Source organism: Streptomyces pseudovenezuelae (assembly GCF_029892565.1).
GTDB classification, from domain to species: Bacteria; Actinomycetota; Actinomycetes; order Streptomycetales; family Streptomycetaceae; genus Streptomyces; species Streptomyces pseudovenezuelae_A.
In genome coordinates this window covers 689,147-708,982 of sequence record NZ_JARXVH010000004.1, presented here as the reverse complement: position 1 = coordinate 708,982, position 19,836 = coordinate 689,147, and the positions used below count along the sequence as shown (strand labels likewise).

The 19,836-nt window shown below is 70.1% G+C and carries 13 protein-coding genes; 10 read left to right on the top strand and 3 right to left on the bottom strand.

Annotated elements, in window-relative coordinates:
* The first annotated feature begins 6 nt into the window (after positions 1 to 6).
* The gene (locus tag M2283_RS15925) at positions 7 to 990 is read left to right on the top strand and encodes a cation diffusion facilitator family transporter (protein ID WP_280876855.1); all 984 of its coding nucleotides are present in this window, start codon (positions 7 to 9) and stop codon (positions 988 to 990) included.
* Positions 991 to 1,006: 16 nt separating this feature from the next.
* On the opposite strand, the gene M2283_RS15920 is transcribed toward M2283_RS15925, so the two are convergent.
* Together M2283_RS15920 and M2283_RS15915 are read right to left on the bottom strand one after the other, a co-directional pair.
* The gene (locus M2283_RS15920; protein WP_280876854.1) at positions 1,007 to 1,795 is read right to left on the bottom strand and encodes a phosphatase; all 789 of its coding nucleotides are present in this window, start codon (positions 1,793 to 1,795) and stop codon (positions 1,007 to 1,009) included.
* A gap of 132 nt (positions 1,796 to 1,927) precedes the next feature.
* Positions 1,928 to 3,382 (bottom strand): helix-turn-helix domain-containing protein, encoded by a 1,455-nt coding sequence (locus M2283_RS15915; protein ID WP_280876853.1) that lies wholly within the window; start codon positions 3,380 to 3,382, stop codon positions 1,928 to 1,930.
* A 121-nt stretch (positions 3,383 to 3,503) separates the two neighbouring features.
* Between M2283_RS15915 and M2283_RS15910 the strand changes: the two genes are divergently transcribed.
* The 9 genes from M2283_RS15910 to M2283_RS15870 all read left to right on the top strand — a co-directional run bounded on the left by M2283_RS15910 (position 3,504) and on the right by M2283_RS15870 (position 18,845).
* Positions 3,504 to 4,967 carry a sodium:solute symporter gene (locus M2283_RS15910; protein WP_280876852.1) on the top strand — a complete coding sequence of 488 codons (1,464 nt, stop codon included), beginning with the start codon at positions 3,504 to 3,506 and terminating at the stop codon, positions 4,965 to 4,967.
* 93 nt (positions 4,968 to 5,060) lie between these two features.
* On the top strand, positions 5,061 to 6,029 hold the full coding sequence (speB, locus tag M2283_RS15905) for an agmatinase (protein WP_280876851.1): 969 nt from the start codon (positions 5,061 to 5,063) through the stop codon (positions 6,027 to 6,029).
* A 78-nt stretch (positions 6,030 to 6,107) separates the two neighbouring features.
* The gene (locus M2283_RS15900) at positions 6,108 to 7,793 is read left to right on the top strand and encodes a thiamine pyrophosphate-binding protein (RefSeq protein WP_280876850.1); all 1,686 of its coding nucleotides are present in this window, start codon (positions 6,108 to 6,110) and stop codon (positions 7,791 to 7,793) included.
* 155 nt (positions 7,794 to 7,948) lie between these two features.
* Positions 7,949 to 10,822: a LamG-like jellyroll fold domain-containing protein gene (locus M2283_RS15895; RefSeq protein WP_280876849.1), complete on the top strand. Its 2,874-nt coding sequence runs from the start codon at positions 7,949 to 7,951 to the stop codon at positions 10,820 to 10,822.
* A gap of 141 nt (positions 10,823 to 10,963) precedes the next feature.
* Positions 10,964 to 17,230: an RHS repeat-associated core domain-containing protein gene (locus M2283_RS15890; protein WP_280876848.1), complete on the top strand. Its 6,267-nt coding sequence runs from the start codon at positions 10,964 to 10,966 to the stop codon at positions 17,228 to 17,230.
* Between the two features lie 2 nt (positions 17,231 to 17,232).
* Entirely contained in the window at positions 17,233 to 17,529 is a 297-nt protein-coding gene (locus M2283_RS15885) for a S1 RNA-binding domain-containing protein (protein WP_280876847.1), read from the top strand.
* A 119-nt stretch (positions 17,530 to 17,648) separates the two neighbouring features.
* Positions 17,649 to 18,125 carry a hypothetical protein gene (locus M2283_RS15880; protein WP_280876846.1) on the top strand — a complete coding sequence of 159 codons (477 nt, stop codon included), beginning with the start codon at positions 17,649 to 17,651 and terminating at the stop codon, positions 18,123 to 18,125.
* 10 nt (positions 18,126 to 18,135) lie between these two features.
* On the top strand, positions 18,136 to 18,432 hold the full coding sequence (locus tag M2283_RS15875; RefSeq protein ID WP_280876845.1) for a hypothetical protein: 297 nt from the start codon (positions 18,136 to 18,138) through the stop codon (positions 18,430 to 18,432).
* Positions 18,433 to 18,530: 98 nt separating this feature from the next.
* Complete coding sequence (locus M2283_RS15870) at positions 18,531 to 18,845, top strand: hypothetical protein (protein ID WP_280876844.1); 315 nt, start codon at positions 18,531 to 18,533, stop codon at positions 18,843 to 18,845.
* 131 nt (positions 18,846 to 18,976) lie between these two features.
* On the opposite strand, the gene M2283_RS15865 is transcribed toward M2283_RS15870, so the two are convergent.
* Complete coding sequence (locus tag M2283_RS15865) at positions 18,977 to 19,780, bottom strand: endonuclease I family protein (RefSeq protein WP_280876843.1); 804 nt, start codon at positions 19,778 to 19,780, stop codon at positions 18,977 to 18,979.
* Between the last annotated feature and the right edge of the window lie 56 nt (positions 19,781 to 19,836).

The window sequence follows — 19,836 nt, the reverse complement described above, 5'->3', positions numbered from 1 at the left end:
TGGGACATGGGGCAGACGGAGCAGACGGAAGAACACGAAGACGGCGGCGGCGAGAGCACGTTCACGGTGATCGTCGCCGCCGTGGCCAACCTCGGGATCGCGCTCGCCAAGGCGGTCGCCGGCGTCATCAGCGGATCCAGCGCGATGCTCTCCGAGGCCGCGCACTCGGTCGCCGACACGGTCACCGAACTCCTGCTGCTCACCGCGCTCAAGCGCAGCGAGAAGCCGGCCGACGAGGACCACCCGCTCGGCTACGGCCCCGAGCGCTACATCTGGGCCATGCTCGCCGCCGTCGCCACCTTCGTCGGCGGCGCGGTCTTCTCGCTCTACGACGGCATCCACACCCTGGTCGCGGGCGAGGACCTCGGCGACCCGCTGGTGTCGTACATCGTCCTGGCGGTCGCCTTCGTGCTGGAGGGCTACTCGCTGCGTACGGGCCTCAAGCAGGCGCGCGGTGAGGCGGCCCGGTTCCGGGCGCCGTTCAGGGTCTACTTCCGGCGCACCCCGGACACCGCCGTGAAGGCGGTCGTCATGGAGGACTCGGCCGCGCTGGTCGGCCTGGTCCTGGCGGCGGGCGGCCTGCTCGGCGGGCAACTCACGGGCTCGGGCGTCTGGGACGGCCTGGCCTCGCTGCTCATCGGCCTGCTGCTGCTCTTCGTCGCCTGGGTGCTCGGCCGCTCCAACGCGGAGTTCCTCATCGGGCGTCCGCTGCCCAAGCCGATGCGGGACCGGATCCGGGCCGAGCTGCTGGCGGTCGAGCACATCGAGGCCGTACTGGAACTGACGACCCTCGTGCAGGGCCCGCGCGAGGCGCTGGTGGCCGCCAAGGTCGACTTCCGGGACGCGTCGACGGCGGCCCAGATCGAGTGGGCCTGCGAGCGGGCGGAGGAGCGCCTGCGGGAGGCGTTCCCCGGGATCGGACGGGTGTACCTGGACCCGACGCCGGGGTATGCGCAGCGCCGTGACGAGGGGCTGAACCCGTGGCCGTGACCGTCGGTCGTGCCTACTAGGCCAGTTCCGCCGCCGCCAGCAGGAACGCCGTCATCGGGTCGTAGTGGCGCGGGCTGACCACGTGGTCGTCGAGCGGGACCGTCACCTGAAGGGTGCCCTCCGCCTCGGCGAGGAAGAGGGCCGGATCGTTGGAGTCGGCGTAACCGACGGAGTCCACGCCGTGCCGGCCGGCGTAGCCCGCCCAGCCGTGGTCGGCGACGACCAGGTCGGGCAGCGGGCGGCCCTCGCGCTCCATCGCCGTGAGGATGGCCTTCATCGGGTCGCCGGAGTGGGTGTGCCACAGGGTGGCGCCGTGCTCCAGGACCGCCACGTCCGCGAACTGCATGACGTACCCCTCCTCCGTCTGCAGCCCGTCCGGGATCACGACGATCTCGCAGCCGGCGGCGCGCAGCGCGGCGGCCGTGGCGCGGTGCACGTCCAGCAGGCCGCCCGGGTGGCCGGTCGCGAACAGCACCCGCTGCTCGCCGTCCGCCGCCTTGCGCAGCCGCGCCGCGAGCCGCTCCAGCGCGTCCACCGTCAGCTCGGCGTCGATGGTGTCCTGGCCGTAGCGGTACTCCGGGTCGTCGTTGACACCCACCCGCTCCGCCATCACCGCGAGCACGTCCTGCTCGTCGGTCCAGCGGTCGCCGAGCTCCAGGCCGAACCAGTAGTGGCGGTCGCCGTTCGCGAGCTTGCGGTAGTGGCTGAGGTTGTTCTCGCGCGGGGTGGCGACATCGCCCGCGATGCGGGTCCTGACGAGGTGCTCGACGAGCTCGGCGCGGTGGGGTGTCCCGGGTATCGGCATGATTCCCATTGTGAGGCAGGCGACTGTGCGCGTCCCTGGCGTACCGAACGCTGGGACGTGCGTCACGTACTCATGTATGAGGGGCGCCGTACTCATTGACTTCGCCCCGTTGCCCCCACCCGTTGCCTCCGCCTATTGCCGCCGCAGCGCGAACCACAGCTCCATGCGTACGTCGGGGTCGTCCAGGTCGGTGCCGAGGAGCGCGGCGCAGCGGGCGACGCGCTGGCGGACGGTGTTGCGGTGCACGGCCAGGGCGACGGCCGTACGGTCCCAACTGCCGTGCAGGGAGAGCCAGGTGCGCAGGGTCTCGGTGAGCGCGGGGGTGTCGGCGATAGGGGCGAGCACCGTCCGGGCGTGGGCGGCGGCCTCCTCCGGCGGGACCAGGTCGCCGAGCCCGGCGCGCTCGCCGTGCCGGACCAGATGCGTCCGGGTGGCGCGCGCCCGGGCCAGCGCGCGGGCCGCCTGGGTGTCGGCGGCAGGCCACGCGGGCGGGGCCGCGGGGGCGCTGACGCCGAGGGTCCAGCCGGGCTGCGGGGCCGGTTCGCGATCGGCGGGGACGAGGACCCGTACGACGTCCCGGGCCACGTCGACCAGGGGCGAGCCGAGCGCCGCGCCCAGCGCGGAGGCGGCCACCGGGTCGGGGGCCTGCGTTTCCGGGCGCGCGTGCACGACGAGCCACGCCTCGGCCCCCAGCAGCGGCGCGACCTCCTCCGCCGGTGCCCCCAGCAGCAGCCGCACCAGGGCCGAGGAGCGGGCGGCGCCCGTGCCGCTCTGGTGCTCGCCGGTGAGCAGGGAGAGCAGGACGGCGGCGACGGAGGCGATGGCCTGGTCGCCGGGTTCGCGGCCCGGCGCGGCCACCCCGAGCACGAAGCCCCGGTCGACGCCGAGGGCGTAGGCGGCGAGATGGGTGTCGGCGGCGGTGTCGCTGGCGGTGGTGGAGGAACGGCTGGTGACGACCCGGGCCAGCTCCGCCAACGCCATCCGCACCTCGTCCGCGGGCTGCCGTCCCGCCGCCGAGATCTCGGCGCCCTCGGGGCCGTACAACACCGCCCGCCCGCCCACCCGTTGGGCCAGTTGTCGCAGCACCGCAGGCACCGGGTCCGGGCGAGCTGCCGCCGCCGCCAGGCTCTGCTGGGCCTCGGAGACACGGCGCAGTTCGGCGAGGCGGGCCTGGGCCATGAGCTGCCAGACGGCACGGGCGACGCCGGAGAAGGTGGTCTGCGGCGGGACCTCGACGAGCGGCAGGTCGTACGCCTCGCAGGCCGCGACCAGCGCCCGCGGCACGGTGTCGTGCACCGGCGCCACCCCGAAGCCGAGCGCCGCCCCGCCCGCCGCCACGATCCGGGAGACGTAGTCGTCGAAGTACGTCCCCGACCCGGCCGCCTCCGGAATGTGCACCCCGGCCGTCAGCAGCAGCTCGCCGCCCAGCAGATACGGGTAGGGGTCGGCCATCTCCGAGGTGTGCGCCCAGTGGATGACGATGCCGGTGTCGGAGGGCCCCGCGATCTGCCGCAGGGCCAGGTCCTCGCGGGCCAGGAGGGCCGCGAGGGGCACCGGGGGAGTAGGGGGAACAGCGGGATCCGGCATGGTGTGCGTTCCCTCCATCCGGGTCGCCTCGAATGGATGAAACGTACACTTCGCAGCCACTTTCCGGCCACCTATGGTCGAGGAAACCTTTGGTCCGGGAACCTGCGAAGGAGGGACCTCCGTGGCTGTCGACTATGCAGTGATCGTCGTCTATCTGGCCGGCATGCTGGCCATGGGCTGGTGGGGCATGCGCCGCGCCAGGTCGAAGAGCGAGTTCCTGGTGGCCGGTCGCCGCCTCGGGCCCGCGATGTACTCCGGCACCATGGCCGCCATCGTCCTCGGCGGCGCGTCCACCATCGGCGGGGTGGGCCTGGGCTACCAGTACGGCCTCTCCGGCGCCTGGATGGTCTTCACCATCGGCCTCGGGTTGCTGGCCCTGTCGGTCTTCTTCTCGGCCCGGATCGCCCGCCTCAAGGTGTACACGGTCTCCGAGATGCTCGATCTCCGCTACGGCGGCCGAGCGGGCGTGATCTCCGGCATCGTCATGTGGGCGTACACCCTCATGCTCGCCGTCACCTCGACCATCGCCTACGCCACGATCTTCGACGTCCTCTTCGACATGAACCGGACGGTCGCGATCATCCTCGGCGGCTCGATCGTCGTCGCGTACTCGACGCTCGGCGGCATGTGGTCGATCACCCTCACCGACATGGTGCAGTTCGTGGTGAAGACGATCGGCGTACTCCTGCTCCTGCTGCCCATCGCGGTCGTCAAGGCAGGCGGCTTCAGCGAGATGAAGGCGAAGCTGCCGACCGAGTACTTCGACCCGCTGGGCATCGGCGGCGAGACGATCTTCACGTACGTCCTGATCTACACGTTCGGCATGCTCATCGGCCAGGACATCTGGCAGCGCGTTTTCACGGCGGGCAGCGACAAGACCGCCAAGTGGGGCGGCACGGTCGCCGGTACCTACTGTCTCGTCTACGCCGTCGCGGGCGCCGTCATCGGCACGGCGGCCAAGGTGCTCTACCCCAACCTCGGCAGCCCGGACGACGCCTTCGCGACCATCGTCAAGGACGAACTCCCGGTCGGCGTACGGGGATTGGTGCTCGCCGCCGCGCTTGCCGCGGTGATGTCGACGTCGTCCGGCGCGCTGATCGCGTGCGCCACGGTCGCCAACAACGACATCTGGTCGAAGCTGCGGGGAGCCATCCGGCGGGATGAGACAGAACACGACGAGGTCCGGGACAACCGTGTCTTCATCCTCGTCATGGGCGTCGGGGTGATCGTCACGGCGATCGCGCTCAACAACGTCGTCGAGGCGCTGACGGTGGCCTACAACCTCCTCGTCGGCGGTCTCCTCGTCCCGATCCTCGGCGGCCTGCTGTGGAAGCGCGGCACCGCGCAGGGCGCGCTCGCGGCCGTGATCGTCGGCGGCCTCGCGGTCGTCGGCCTGATGGCGGGCTACGGCATCCTCGCCAACGAGCCCATCTACTACGGCCTGTTGTCGTCCCTCGTCGTCTACGTCGTCGTGTCGCTGGCGACGCCGGCGACCGACGCGGCCGTACTCGCCGCCTGGCGGGAGCGGCTCGCCGGGCGCGATGCTCCCGAACTCGCGTCCGAACCGGTGGCGGCTCCGCAGTAGAGTCGGAGCCGGACGCACAAAGAATCACAGAACCTCTCAAGTCATTACAGAGAAGTATTTACGCGACGAAGCGTAGGGAAGAAGGCAGTGCCCATGACCAGCAACGAGGCGCCCCGCGGTCCCGTCGACTCCTCCCGCGTCCCGCGGTACGCCGGACCCGCGACCTTCGCCCGGCTGCCGCGCCTGGACGAGGTCGGCCGCGCCGATGTCGCCGTGGTCGGGGTGCCGTTCGACTCGGGCGTCTCGTACCGGCCGGGCGCCCGCTTCGGCGGCAACGCGATCCGCGAGGCGTCCCGGCTGCTGCGGCCCTACAACCCGGCGCAGGACGCGGCGCCGTTCGCGCTGGCGCAGGTGGCGGACGGCGGCGACATCGCCGTGAACCCGTTCAACATCAACGAGGCCGTGGACACGATCGAGGCGGCGGCGGACGAACTCCTTGGCACGGGCGCGAGGTTGATGACCCTGGGCGGCGACCACACCATCGCGCTACCGCTGCTGAGGTCCGTGGCGAAGAAGCACGGCCCGGTCGCCCTGCTCCACTTCGACGCCCATCTCGACACCTGGGACACGTACTTCGGCGCCGAGTACACGCACGGGACGCCGTTCCGGCGGGCGGTGGAGGAGGGGATCCTCGACACGTCGGCGCTGTCGCACGTCGGGACGCGCGGGCCGTTGTACGGCAAGCAGGACCTCACGGACGACGCGAAGATGGGCTTCGGGATCGTGACGTCGGCGGACGTCATGCGCCGCGGCGTCGACGAGGTCGCCGACCAGCTGCGCCAGCGCATCGGGGACCGCCCGCTCTACATCTCCATCGACATCGACTGCCTCGACCCGGCCCACGCGCCCGGCACCGGCACGCCCGAGGCCGGCGGCATGACCTCCCGCGAACTTCTGGAGATCCTGCGCGGCCTGGCATCCTGCAACCTGGTGTCGGCGGACGTCGTCGAGGTGGCACCGGCGTACGACCACGCCGAGATCACGTCGGTGGCGGCGTCGCACACGGCGTACGAACTGACCACGATCATGTCCCGGCAGATCGCGGAGGCGCGGTCCGTGTGACGCGGTCCGTGTGACGCGGTCCGCGTGAGGCACGACCGGCAACCGGCAACCGGCGATTCGCAGGGAGAAAGAGACCAAGTGACGCACGACCACGACCTGGAACTCCGCCCGACGGCCGCGCAGATCTCCGCCGCCCTGAACCCGCCCGCCGGGCGCAACGGCGGGGACCTGGTCGTGGAGACGCTGGCGGGCCTCGGCGCGACGACCGTCTTCGGGCTGCCCGGTCAGCACGCGCTGGGCATGTTCGACGCGCTGCGCCGCTCCGACCTCCGCTACATCGGTCTGCGGGTGGAGAACAACGCCGGGTTCGCGGCGGACGCGTACGGCCGGATCACGGGCGAGGCGGCACCGCTGCTGGTGTCGACGGGCCCGGGCGCGCTGACGTCACTGGCGGCGCTGCAGGAAGCGGCGGCGGCCTCGGCCCCCGTCCTGGCGATCAGCAGCCAGATCCCGACGGCGGGCCTGGGCGGCGGACGCCACGGCTATCTCCACGAACTCCCGGACCAGGCGGCCTCGTTCAGGGGTGTGGTGAAGTCCGTCCACACGGTCCGCGCCCAGTCCCAGATCCCGTCGGCGATCGCGGCGGCCTGGAAGTCGGCCCTGTCGGCTCCGCACGGCCCGGTCTGGGTGGAGATCCCACAGGACGTACTACTGGCCGAGACCTCGCTCCCGGTGGTGACGGCGGTGGACGCGACACCGGAGGACCTGATCCCGCGCCCCGAACTGACGGCGGTGGCAGCGGACTTGCTGTCGCGCGCGGCTCGCCCGGCCATCATCGCGGGGGGAGGGGTGGTCCGGGCGGACGCCTCGAAGAAACTGAGGCAGTTGGCGGAGAAGCTCCAGGCCCCGGTGGTCACGACGCCCGGAGGCAAGGGCGCGATCCCCTGGACGCACCCCCTCTCCCTCCAGTCCTGGCTGGAGGACCGCCACACGACGGACTTCCTGGAGGACGCGGACGTCCTGCTGGTGGTGGGCTCGGGCCTGGGCGAACTCTCCTCGAACTACCACACGTTCAAGCCGCGGGGCCGGGTCATCCAGATCGAGGCGGACCTCGGCAAACTGGAGTCCAACCACCCGGCACTGGGCATCCACGCGGACGCGTGGCACGCCGTGCAGGCGCTGCTGGAGACGGTGACGGAGCGGACGGACCCGACGGCGGGGGAGCGGGTACGGGAGTTGCTCGCGCGGGTGGGGGAGCGGATCGCGTCCCAGGAACTCACCCTGGAGCAGGAGGTGTTGGCGTCAGTACGCAAGGCACTCCCCGCCGACTCCCCGTCCTTCTGGGACATGACGATCCTCGCGTACTGGGCCTGGTCCGCCTTCGACGCCAAGGGCCCCAACCACATGCACTCCGCCCAGGGCGCCGGCGGCCTCGGCTACGGCTTCCCCGCGGCACTGGGAGCGGCGGCGGCGGACCCGACCCGCCCCGTCCTGGCAGTCTCGGGCGACGGCGGCGCCCTGTACTCCATCGCGGAGTTGGCGACGGCCAAGCAGTACGACCTGAACGTGACGTGGCTCATCGTCGACGACGGCGGTTACGGCATCCTCCGCGAGTACATGACGGACACGTTCGGCCAGGCGACGGCGACGGAACTGACCCGGCCGGACTATGTGGCGCTGGCGGAGTCGTTCGGGGTGACGGGGGTGCGGACGACACCGGAGACGCTGGAGACGGATCTGGCGAAGGCGTTGGGGGCGCCGGGGCCGTCCGTGGTCGTACTCCCGGCTGTGCTGCGGATGTTCGCGCCTACGCACCTTGGGTGAGGGTGTGCACGAAGTGGTCTGTGGGACAGGTCACCCTTGAAATGACCTTGAATCGGTAAAGGAAGTCCCATACGTTTCCCTTCGCCACTGCTTCACAGCATGGGCACATCAATTTCATAGCGAGCTCCGGGGGGAGCTCGGGGGGAGACAAGGGCATGACCAACCCTTGGTTCCGGCGGCTTCGTGCTGCCCGGATGCTCGGCGTGCTGCTCGGTGGCGCCGTCGTCCTGGGCGCACTGCCCGCCGTCACCAGTCCGGCCGATGCGGCCGGCAGCGCACCAACCCCGGCCGAGGCGACCGCGTTCGCCCTGGCCGCCGAAACCGGCGAACCGGTGGAGATCACCGCACGGCGCACCGAGGACGAACTCGTCTTCGCCAACCCGGACGGCAGCCTCACCAGCGAGACCAGCGTGCAGCCTCAGCGGGTGCAACGCCCCGACGGCAGTTGGGAGAAGGCCGACGCCACGCTCGAGCGGCGTGCCGACGGCACCGTCGGCCCGAAGGCCGCCGTCGTCGACCTGGCCTTCGCCAAGGGCGGCTCGTCCGACCTGATCACCCTGGGCGAGGACGGCAAGTCCTTCACCCTGCGCTGGCCGACGCCGCTGCCCGAGCCCGTCCTGGACGGCGACACCGCCGAGTACCGCGAGGTGCTGCCCGGAGTCGACCTGCTGGCGAGCGCGTCGGTCACCGGATACTCGTACGTCCTGAAGGTGAAGACCCCCGAGGCCGCTCACAACCCGGAGTTGACGCGGCTGAGCCTGCCCGTGCGGGCCGAGGGACTTGAACTGACCACCGGCCCGACCGGCGGCCTGCAGGCCGTGGACGCCTCCGGCGAGCGGCTGTTCGGCGGCCAGGCGCCCAAGATGTGGGACTCCGCCAACGACGTCGAGAACGTCCCGGCCGACGCGGTGCCGGCCGCCGGTTCCGGCGCTCCCGTCGAGGAGACTCCCGACGCCGCGGCCAAGGTCGCCGACATGGGCCTGGACGTCACCGAGTCCGCGGTGACGGTCGAGCCCGACCGCTCCGTACTGACCGCCTCCGACACCGACTTCCCGGTCTACCTCGACCCCGAGGCCGGCATGTCCAAGAGCGAGTGGCTGTACGTCTCCAGCGCTCACCCGAGCACCGAGTTCCACAAGTTCAAGAAGGACGAGGGCGTCGGCCGCTGCTCGTACAAGTCCATCGGCGGCACGTACTACGTGTGCAGCTCCTCGCCGTACACCAACCGCATGTACTTCCAGTTCTCCACCGGCGGCTGGAAGAACCGCACGATCTCCAAGGCGGTCTTCGAGGTCTACGAGACCTTCTCGTTCTCCTGCGAGAAGAGCACCGTCAACCTGCACGCGGTCGGCGAGGGAGGTGTGGACTCCGCCACCAACTGGAACAACAAGCCCAAGGACGGCGACCTGATGGTCGACCGCACGGTGGCCTACGGCCGTGGCGACAGCTGCAGCCCCGACGCCCCGCCCAGCTGGGTCGACTTCCAGGACAACGCCGACGAGAGCAACGAGAACCTCACCGCCACCGTCCGCAAGAAGGCCAAGGCCGAGGACCCGATCGCCTTCTCGCTGCGGGCGGCCGACGAGGACGACGCCAACTCCTGGAAGCGGTTCCGCGGTGACAACGCCAAGCTCGTCGTCACCTACAACACCACGCCGGGCAAGCCCTACAGCGAGCGGCTGACCAACCCGGAGGAGAAGGCCTGCACCACGGACAACACCAAGCGCCCGTGGATCCGTGACGACACCCCGGCCATGGCGGTCAACGGCACCGACGCCGACTCCTACACCGACGGCACCGGCCAGAACCTCACCGCCACCTTCCGTGTCTGGGACCAGGTCGAGGGCCGGCCCATCGTGTACGAGGGCAAGGACGGCCCGCAGAACGAGGGAGTCTTCGAGAAGACCATCCCCGTCAAGGAGCTCGCGCACGGTCACGGCTACAAGTGGCACGCCCAGTTGTACGACGGCTCCACCGGCAAGCTGAGGGACTCCGGCTACTCGGACTGGTCCGACTGGTGCGAGTTCGTGGTCGACACCGAGCGCCCCGGCACCAAGCCGCTCGTGAAACCGGCGGACGGCGAGGCCGGCCTCCCGGTAGGCGCCAAGCGGCACTTCACCGTCTCGGCGAACGGCAACTCCGACTCCGTCTTCAAGAACGATGTCGAGTACTACGAGTGGGATCTCGGCAGCGACACCCCCGGCCGCAAGGCCACGCCCGCGAGCCTCGGCGGCGACGCCACCATCGAGGTGCCGACCTCCACCTTCGGCCCCAACGTGCTCTACGTCCGCAGCGTCGACCAGGCCGGCAACCGCGGTCCGCTGGAGAAGTACATCTTCACCGCCGACCGCGCCTGCCCGGATGCCCTCGCCGACTCCTGCGCCGCCGCGGTCTACGGCCTCGACCAGGCCTCCGGCGCCACCGCTCCCGACACCTCCGGCCACGACCGCACCCTGACCGTCAAGGGCGCCGACTGGGTCGCGGGCAACCACTCCGCCACCGACCCCGCCGACAAAGCCCTGCGCTTCAACGGCGCGAGCGACTACGCCACCGCCGCGTCCGCCGTCCACACCGGGCAGGCGTTCACGGTCTCGGCATGGGTGCGGCCCACCTCGCTCACCGCCAACATCTCGGTGATCAGCCAGGCCGGCACGCACGGCAACGGCCTCAACCTCTACTACTCGACCGCGTACAAGCGTTGGATCTTCGGTCGCCACATCTCCGACACCGCCGACTCGGACCTCCTGCGCGCCATGGCGACGAGCGAGCGGCCCGCGACAGTCGGCAGGTGGACCCACCTCGCCGGCACCTACGATCCGGCGGCACGGAAGTTCACCCTCTACGTCGACGGCGAGGAGCAGGGCAGCACGGCCGTCACCGGCGTCTGGAACGCCGGCAAGGGCCTCACCATCGGCCGCGCCCAGTACAAGGGCGAGTGGGACGACTTCTTCGCAGGCGACATCGACGACGTGCGCCTGGTGCCCGGACTGCTCTCCGGCACGGAGATCTACCGGCTGGCGAACGACTAGCAGCTCCTGACCAGAGCCGTTCCGCCCGGGCGCCGGACGGGTTCCGGCGCCCGGGCACCCACATCACACGGGAGGGGAGCGCGCGTGCGCTCGATACGGAGACAATACGCCCATACATGGGCGAAACACCTGGCTGCGGCGGTGTCCGCAGCCCTGACCCTGACCCTGCTCCAGGCGGCCCCCGCGCTCGGCGACGACGACGCCCGGGAGCAGCGGCGACCCAAGACCCAGGACGTCCCCTCCACCCCCGTGGTGGAGGAGGGCGGTGAGGTCACCCCGCTCAAGCACCTTGCCGGGTACGGCACTTCGCGCATCCCGAAGGCCAACTGGCCCGAGCCGGGCAGTGCCACCGTCGCGCTGAGCGGTGCGGGTGCGCGCAGCGGCATCCGCGCCGGCGGCCTGCCTGTCAGCCTCGCCGCCCCCAAGTCACGCGCAGGAGCCCCGACCCGTGCCAAGGTCGACCTCCTCGGTCACGCCGCCGCCCGGAAGGCCGGCATCGACGGTCTGCTCCTGAAGGTCACGCGTGCGGACGGCCGTAGAGCCGCCTTTGGCAAGGTCTCCCTGCGGGTCGACTACGCCCCCTTCGCCCAGGCGTACGGCGGTGACTGGGCGCAGCGCCTGCGCCTGGTCCAACTCCCCGCCTGCGCACTGACCACGCCGAAGGCGGCCGCCTGCCGGACGGTCACGCCGGTCGCCACGAACAACGACGTCCGCTCCCAGCGGCTCACCGCCGATGTGCCGGCCGCGGTCGCCGGTGCCAAGGCCCCGCTGCTCGCGGTCGCCGCGGCGCCCTCCGGCGGTTCCGGCGCCTACACCGCGACCTCCCTCGCACCCTCCGCCTCCTGGCAGGTGGCGGCCCAGACCGGCGCGTTCACCTGGCAGTACCCGCTCCGGGTCGCGCCCGCCGTCGCGGGCCCGTCCCCGCAGCTGGGCCTGGCCTACAACTCGGCGTCCACGGACGGCCGTACCGCCAGCAGCAACAACCAGACCTCCTGGGTCGGCGAGGGCTTCGACCTCAGCGCCGGCTACATCGAGCGTGCCTACCGCTCCTGCACCGACGACGGCCACGACGAGGCCGGCGCGCAGAAGTACGACCTGTGCTGGCACTCCGACAACGCCACCATGAACTTCGGCGGCCGGGCCGGTGAGTTGGTGAAGAAGTCGTCGAACGAGTGGCGGCTGAAGCAGGACGACGGCACCCGCGTCGAGCGCAGGACCGGCGGCTTCAACTCCGACGACAACAAGGAGTACTGGGTCGTCACCACCACCGACGGCACCCGCTACTTCTTCGGCAAGGGCAAGCGGGAGTCCGAGGCGGCCGACGCCGAGAACACCGGCTCCTCCTGGGAGGTCCCGGTCTTCGGCGACGACAAGGACGAGCCCTGCCACAAGGACACGTTCAAGGACTCCCGCTGCCAGCAGACGTGGCGCTGGAACCTCGACTACGTCGTCGACGTCCACGGCAACTCGATGACGTACTACTACGGCACCGAGACCAACAAGTACGACACGGTCCGCGGCGACAAGGTGGTCTCGTACGACCGCGGCGGCTACCTCAAGCGCGTCGAGTACGGCGAGCAGGAGGGCAAGGAGAACTCCACCACCGCCCCCGCCCAGGTCGTCTTCACCACCGCCGAACGCTGCACCGGTGCCGCCGCGGACTGCGAGCCCGGCGACCTGAAGGAGTCCACCGCCACCCGCTGGCCGGACGTGCCGTTCGACCAGATCTGCACCTCCGACACGGAGTGCAAGGACCAGTGGTCGCCGACCTTCTTCACCCGCAAGCGCCTGTCGAAGGTCACCACGCAGGCGCTGGGCTCCGACGGCAAGTACGCGGACGTCGACGTGTGGGACCTGGCGCACAAGTACCAGAGCGCCGACACCACCCACTCCCCGGCGATGTGGCTGGAGTCCGTCACCCACTCCGGCAAGAGCGGCGCGAACAAGCTCCCGAAGGTCACCTTCTACGAGCGCCAGGACGCCAACCGCGTGGACACGGGAGCCGACGACCGGCTCCCGATGTACAAGTGGCGCATCCGCGCGATCCAGTCGGAGACGGGCGGCACGATCTCGGTCAACTACAAGCCGACCGAGTGCACCCCGTCGAGCCTCCCCACCCCCGAGACCAACACCAAGCGCTGCATGCCCTCCTTCTGGTCGAAGGAGGGAACGATCGGGGAGAAGGAGGACTGGTTCCACAAGTTCGTCGTCGACACGGTGATCGAGGACGAGGTCACGATCACGGGCCCCAACAAGGTCACGTCGTACGACTATTCGGGCGCGGCCTGGGCCTTCGACGACAGCGAGCTCGTCAAGACGAAGAAGAAGACCTGGAACCAGTGGCGTGGCTTCCGCAAGGTGACGGTGCGGACCGGTGACGCGGACAGCAAGCAGCTGCGCGCCGAGACCACCTACCTCCAGGGGATGGACGGAGACCGCGAGAAGGAGTCCGGCGGCACGAAGTCCGTGACGGTGACGGCCTCCGACGGCACCAAGGTCCGCGACGACGCCCGCCACCAGGGCTTCCAGCTGGAGCAGCGCACCTTCAACGCCGGCGAGGAGATCTCCGGGACCGTCAGCACGCCCTGGAAGTCGGCCGCGACGGCGACGGAGGGTGCGGACGAGGCGACGTACGCCGCGGTCAAGTCCACGAAGACCCGCACCGCCCTGGACGACGGCAAGGTCCGCCAGGCTTCGATCGAGCACTTCTACGACGCGTACGGCATGCTGGAGCGCTCGTCGGACTCGGGCGACCTGTCGGACCCGGACGACGACACCTGCACGACGAACACGTACAACCGGAACACGGACGCGAACCTGCTGACGCTGCTGAAGCGCGTGACGGTGGTTCCGGTGGGCTGCGACGACGGCCCGCCGTCGTACAAGGGCGAGGCGATCTCCGACGTCCGCACCTGGTACGACGACCGCGACACCTACGGCACCACGCCCACCGAGGGCGACGTGGTGCGCAGCGAGAAGGTCAAGGGCTACGCCGCCGACGGCACCCCGCAGTACGTGACGACCTCGACGGCCAAGTACGACGTGCACGGCCGTGTCGTGGAGTCCGCCGACCAGGCGGGCAACGCGACGAAGACCTCCTACACGCCCACCACCGGCGGCCCGGTCACCGGCATGAAGGTCGAGGACCCCGCCGGCAACACCACCACTTCCACCGTCGACCCCCGTTGGGGCCTGGTCACCGCCACGGTCGACGCCAACAAGCAGCGCACCGACCTGGAGTACGACGCCCTCGGCCGTCTGCTGAAGGTCTGGCTGCCGGGCCGCGCGAAGGCCTCCGACACCCCGAGCCTCGAATACACCTACCTGGTCCGCAACAACGGCCCGGTCGTCACGACCACCAAGTCCCTCCTCCCGAACGGCTCCGTGGCCACCAGCCACCAGCTGAGCGACGGGTTGCTGCGCGAGCGTCAGACGCAGACGCCGGCCGCCAACTCCGGCCGTGTTGTCACGACGACCGAGTACGACTCCCGCGGCTTGGCCCTCAAGGAGATCGGCCCGTTCTACAACTCGGCCGCCGTGAGCACGACGTTCGTGGGCGTCGCAGACGCTTCCGAGGGGACGCCTCGGGAGACGGAGACGGTGTACGACGGGGCGGGGCGGCCTACGGATGAGATCTTCCGGGTGGCGGGCGCGGAGAAGTGGCGGACGAAGACCGGCTACCACGGTGACCACACGACCGTCGACCCGCCGACCGGTGGCACGCCCACCGCGACGTACACCAACGCGCAGGGACAGACGACCAAGGTCCTCGAATTCAAGGCGTCGTCACCCACAGGCACGGCGGACACGACGTCCTACGAATATGACGCCGCGGGCCGCGTCGCCGAGGCCAAGGACGAGTCGGGCAATCTCTGGTCGTACGAGTACGACGTGCGCGGCCGTCAGACCAAGGCCGTCGACCCGGACGCCGGTACGTCCTGGATGACGTACAACGACCTCGACCAGCTGAAGACGGTCCGCAACCAGCGCGAGACCACCCTCACCTTCACCTACGACAAGCTGGGCCGTCAGCGTTCGCTGTACAACGGCGACAAGAAGCTGACGACCTGGGAGTACGACAGCGCCACCGTCCCGAACGGCAAGGGGCGTCTGGCCTCGGCCACGAAGTGGGTGGGCGACGACGCCTACACGAGTTCGGTCGACGCCTATGACGTGGCGGGCCGTCCCACGAAGACCTCGGTGGCCATCCCCGCCGCCGAGGGCAAGCTGGCCGGCACCTACACCTCGACGGCGTCGTACAAGCCGGACGGGTCGATCGACGACGTCGGTCTCCCGGCGGCCGGCGGTCTCCCGGCGGAGACGGTCACCACCGGATACACGGCGACCGGACTGCCGTCCTTCACCTTGGGCGACACGACCGACTACGCCCGCGAGTCCCGCTACTCCAACTACGGCGAACTCCTCCAGCTCACGCTGGGCACCGCCAGCGCCGACAAGTACACCTGGCTCACCAACACCTACGAGGAGGGCACCCGGCGCCTGGAGCGCGCCCGCATCGACCGGGAGATCGTCAAGACCCCCGACTCCGACATCACCTACGGCTACGACGCCACCGGCAACATCCTCAAGATCGCGGACACGCCCGAGGGCAAGAGCGCGGACGTCCAGTGCTTCACCTACGACTACCTGCGCCGTTTCACCGAGGCGTGGGCCCAGACGACCAGCGCCTGCGCGGCGAGTGCCGGTGAGGCGACGGTCGGCGGCGCGGCCCCGTACTGGCACTCCTACGCGTACGACGCGGCGGGCAACCGCACCGGCGAGGTCCGCCACGCCACCGGCACGACCGGCGACGCGGCGATCACGCAGTCGACGACGTACGTACCGAAGGCCCAGGACGCCAAGGGCGGCACGCACGCCCACGCCCTGAAATCGGCCGAGGTGCGGACTGCCACGTCGGGGTCGTCGACGAACGAGGTGACCGCGGCCCAGTCCTTCGTGTACGACGAGGCGGGCAACACCGTCCGCCGTACGAAGGCGGCGACGGACCTCTCTCCGGCGGTCGACCAGAAGCTGGACTGGGACGAGGAAGGGCGCCTCGGCGCCGTCACCCCGTACCTGTCCGGCGATGCCCTGGACGAGGCGAAGAAGACCTCGTTCGTGTACGGCGCCGACGGAAAACGCCTGCTCCGCAAGGAGAAGGGTGCCGTCACGCTGTACCTGGGCAGCCAGGAGATCCGCCTCGACACGGCGAAGAACTCCCTGTCGGGCACGCGCTACTACTCCCACGGCGGCCGGCAGATCGCCGTGCGCACGTCCGCGGGCGTGACCTGGCTGGTCGGCGGCCAGAACGGCACCGCCGAGATCGCCGTCAAGGCGTCCGACTCGGCTATCGCCCAGCGCCGCACCCTCCCCTTCGGCGAGGTACGCGGTGCCAGGCCGGCGGCGGGTGCGTGGCCCGGTGACAAGTCGTTCGTGGGCGGCACGGCCGACGCGACGACCGGCCTGATCCAGCTCGGGGCACGCGGCTACGACCCGGCCGCGGGCCGCTTCGTGTCCGTGGACCCGATGCTCAACCTCGCGGACCCGCAGCACCTCAACGCCTACGCCTACGGCCGCAACAACCCGTTGGTCTTCCCGGACCCGACGGGCTTGTACTGGGGCGAGTCCTGGATCAGCCCGATCGGCCACGGAGCCCTCGACGTCGTCGGCCTGGTTCCTGGCTTCGGCGAGCCCGCCGACCTGATCAACGGCCTCTGGTACACCGCCGAGGGCAACTACATCGACGCGGGTCTGTCCTACGCCTCGGCGATCCCGATCGCGGGGTACGGCGCGACCGCCGCGAAGGGCGCTCGGTACGTCGACAAGGCCGTGAACGCGGTCGATGCCGCGACGGACACCGTCAAGGCGGCCGACAAGACGAAGGACGCCGTCAAGAACGCCGAGAACGTCACACCGCCGTCCACCCCCAAGCCCAAGCCACCGCCGAAGCCGGCGCCCCCGGCCAAGGCCAAGGAGGCGCCGCCGGCCAAGAAGGGAGACTCCGGCGGCAAGAAGACCGAGAAGGCGGACGCCGACAAGCCCAAGAGGTCGAAGAAGGACGACGATCCGGACAACGTCTACATCTACAAGGCTCCGTACAAGGGAAAGACCAAGAAGATCCAGGAGGAGGGCTTCAAGCCCGAGGACTACCCGGGCCGCAAGGGCCAGAACCCGGACGGCGCCGCCTACTTCGGCCTGGGCGACAAGGGGCTGGACATCGCGGAGGACTACGCGAGGCGTGGTGTCTACGATGGGAAAGTCGTGGAGATCAAGATCCCCAGGGCCGACTTCGACCAGCACTTCGAGAAGTACGTCGGCAGGTACGACGGCGTTCCACGCGGCGAGGTCGGAATCCCCAAGGAGATGTTCGGTCTCCTCAACTCATATCCGCTGAGAGTGATGGACTAGCTATGACCAACCCCGAGGTACCCGAGGCCGAGATGCGCCTCGTGGGGAGCATCGTCGAGGGAGAGGCCACGGCCGTCTTCCCCTGGGGGGTCATCGTGGACCTGGGCCTGTCACGGGACGGCCTCATCGATGTCCTCTACATCGACGACGATGACAACTACCAGGTGGGAGACCGTGTGTCCTGCTGTCTGAGTGACTTCGACGAGATGAAGAACAAGTTCATCCTGAGGCCCCCGGGGCAGGTACCGGTCGCGGAACGCCTGCGCAGGCTCGAGGAGCAGCGAGGTCTCTCCTCCTGACCTTCCGGACAACTGCGATCGCCGGGGAGCGCGTGTGACGAGCCCCGGCGATCGCTCCTGGACCGGTGGACCCAGGCGCTTTCCCATACGGACCACTGTCACCGTCGGAGAGTGCCGCCGTGACCTTTACCGAGCAGCGGTTCGCCGGCTTCCTGCTGTCGCTGGACCGGTTCCAGAAGCAGTTGGCCGAGTTCATGCTCGGCCGCTATCTGGAATACGGCTTCGGCAGCAATTCCGGCGGCGAGGACGAGACGACCGTCGTCCCGCAGGTACTGCTCGATGTCGTGGACGGCACACCGCAGGTGACGCTCCATCACGGCATCACCTGGATGGTCCTCGCCCGGGACCCCGAGCCGAACGAGTACCGGCTCGCCGTGGTCCTCGCCTTCACCGAGGCGGGGATCACGGTGGAGGCGTACGTCCGGCTCGCCCTGGAGCGGGACACGGGCGAGTGGCCGGCCGGGGTCCCCACCCCGTACCGGCGCCACGGCGAGGGCCTCGACATCGATGAGGCACTCGCCTTCGCCGTGGCCCGGGTGGAGGAACGGTGCTGGCGCCACGAGGACGCGGCCCGAGGGGGCCTCGCTGCGCGGTGACGGCGGACTGATGGACCTCGATCCGTGTCTCGCGGAAATCGTCGATCAGCTCCGGCGGGTCTTCCCCGCCGGTGTTCGCGAGGGCGACGCGGACTACGGTGCCTTGCTCGTGGTCCTCTCCGACCTGTTGTCCGAGCGGAATCTCGGCGTGGTGGTGGAGACGGCGTTCGGTCTCGACCGGCATGTGGTGCGCAACCGGGCGGCAGGGGCCCTGTCCAGTCGGAAGCCGCCCGCCGAAGAGGCGGAGCGGCTCAAGGAACGCATGACCGGGGGCGGTTGGTACCTGGAGGACGACGAGGAAGGTTGAACTCCGGGCGCGACCGACGATCGTGGAGGGCGACGGAACATGACCGACGCCGAGGGGTGGCGAGGTCCGTACCGACTGACATTGAGGGCGGAGGGGCGATGGGGGCGTTCAACACGGCGGTCGTGCCGCGGTTGCACGGCTGCCTCGGGTGTGGCGACGAGGAGCCGATGACCCTTCAGTTCCACTTCGGGCACGCGTGGCAGGACACCTATCGCATCGGCGAGCGTCTGCGATGGGGCGGCAACGACAAGGGGACGCCCGGGCAGGAGCGTGCGGAGGCCATCGGCTACCAGGAGCCCTGCGCTACGTGCGGACTGGACGAGGACCGGGAGTACGTCCTGGTCTTCGAGCACGACGTGCTGACCGGCGGCTACCGCTACGCGTTGCCCGAGGACCTCGTGCGTCTCGAGTAGGGCCGAGACTCTTCTCGGAGGGCGGCGGCTCGGGTTGCATCCCGATCAGCCGGCCTCGGTCGTGCGTGGCCCCGTACCGCCCGCCTGGTGGCATGCGGCAGGCGAGCGGTACGCGGCTCAGCGGTCTCCGTCTACCAGATCGACTCGACCCACTCCGGGTGGTCGATGAACGGGTTGCGGTTGTGCTGGTACGTGTCGTAGATGACCTGGTTGCGCTTTTCCTCGAAGGCGCTCGGCGGGTCCGCCGCGCTCCAGGCCTTGAGGACGGAGAGCTTGCCCATGTAGGGGTTGCTGCCGTTGCCGACCTTCTCGTTGGGCTCCAGGTCGGCGAAGCCGTCGTCACCCTCGTAGCGCACGGCCATGTAGAGGATCATGCGGGCCACGTCGCCCCGGTCCGCCGCGCGCGGCGCGAAGGAGTCGGAGTCGACGGTGCTGCCGCCGCCGTTGGCGACCGCGCTGCCGCCGTTGTCGAAGTCCAGGTTGCCGCGGATGCTGTTGACCTGGACGTCCGCGGGACGCAGGTGGTGCAGGTCGGTGCCGGGACCGGTCACCTCGCCGAAGTCGCCGTGGCTCTTGGCCCACGTGTGCTCGCGGTTCCAGTCGCCGACGTCGCCGCCGTTGAGGGACTTGGCGCGGGAGACACCGCTGTACAGCAGGATCACGTTGTTGCTGTTGTTCGGGTCCTGGTCGGTCGCCTTCAGCGCGTCCCAGACCGCGGAGTACGAGATCTTGGTCTGGCTGCTGATGATCGTGTGCAGCGCGGACTTGAGGCTGGTGCCCGTCTTGCCGACCGCGTTCTTGTAGTACGTCGTGTCGTACGCGGTGGTGGTGGCCGCTGCCGGGGTCGCCGTCAGCGCGGGGGCGCTGAAGCCGACCAGGACGGCTGCCGTCGTGAGGGCCACTGTCTTCCAGCGGCGGATGCGTGTCGCCAGCATAAAGGGGGTCCCATCTACGCGGGTTGAATGGAGGCGGCAGACGGGAGCGTGGCACG

Coding starts and splice junctions, on each gene's coding strand:
- speB (WP_280876851.1), top strand. CDS start 5,061: ATGACCAGCAACGAGGCGCCCCGCGGTCCCGTCGACTCCTCCCGCGTC.
- M2283_RS15865 (WP_280876843.1), bottom strand. CDS start 19,780: ATGCTGGCGACACGCATCCGCCGCTGGAAGACAGTGGCCCTCACGACG.
- M2283_RS15875 (WP_280876845.1), top strand. CDS start 18,136: ATGGACCTCGATCCGTGTCTCGCGGAAATCGTCGATCAGCTCCGGCGG.
- M2283_RS15925 (WP_280876855.1), top strand. CDS start 7: ATGGGGCAGACGGAGCAGACGGAAGAACACGAAGACGGCGGCGGCGAG.
- M2283_RS15885 (WP_280876847.1), top strand. CDS start 17,233: ATGACCAACCCCGAGGTACCCGAGGCCGAGATGCGCCTCGTGGGGAGC.
- M2283_RS15915 (WP_280876853.1), bottom strand. CDS start 3,382: ATGCCGGATCCCGCTGTTCCCCCTACTCCCCCGGTGCCCCTCGCGGCC.
- M2283_RS15920 (WP_280876854.1), bottom strand. CDS start 1,795: ATGCCGATACCCGGGACACCCCACCGCGCCGAGCTCGTCGAGCACCTC.
- M2283_RS15870 (WP_280876844.1), top strand. CDS start 18,531: ATGGGGGCGTTCAACACGGCGGTCGTGCCGCGGTTGCACGGCTGCCTC.
- M2283_RS15895 (WP_280876849.1), top strand. CDS start 7,949: ATGACCAACCCTTGGTTCCGGCGGCTTCGTGCTGCCCGGATGCTCGGC.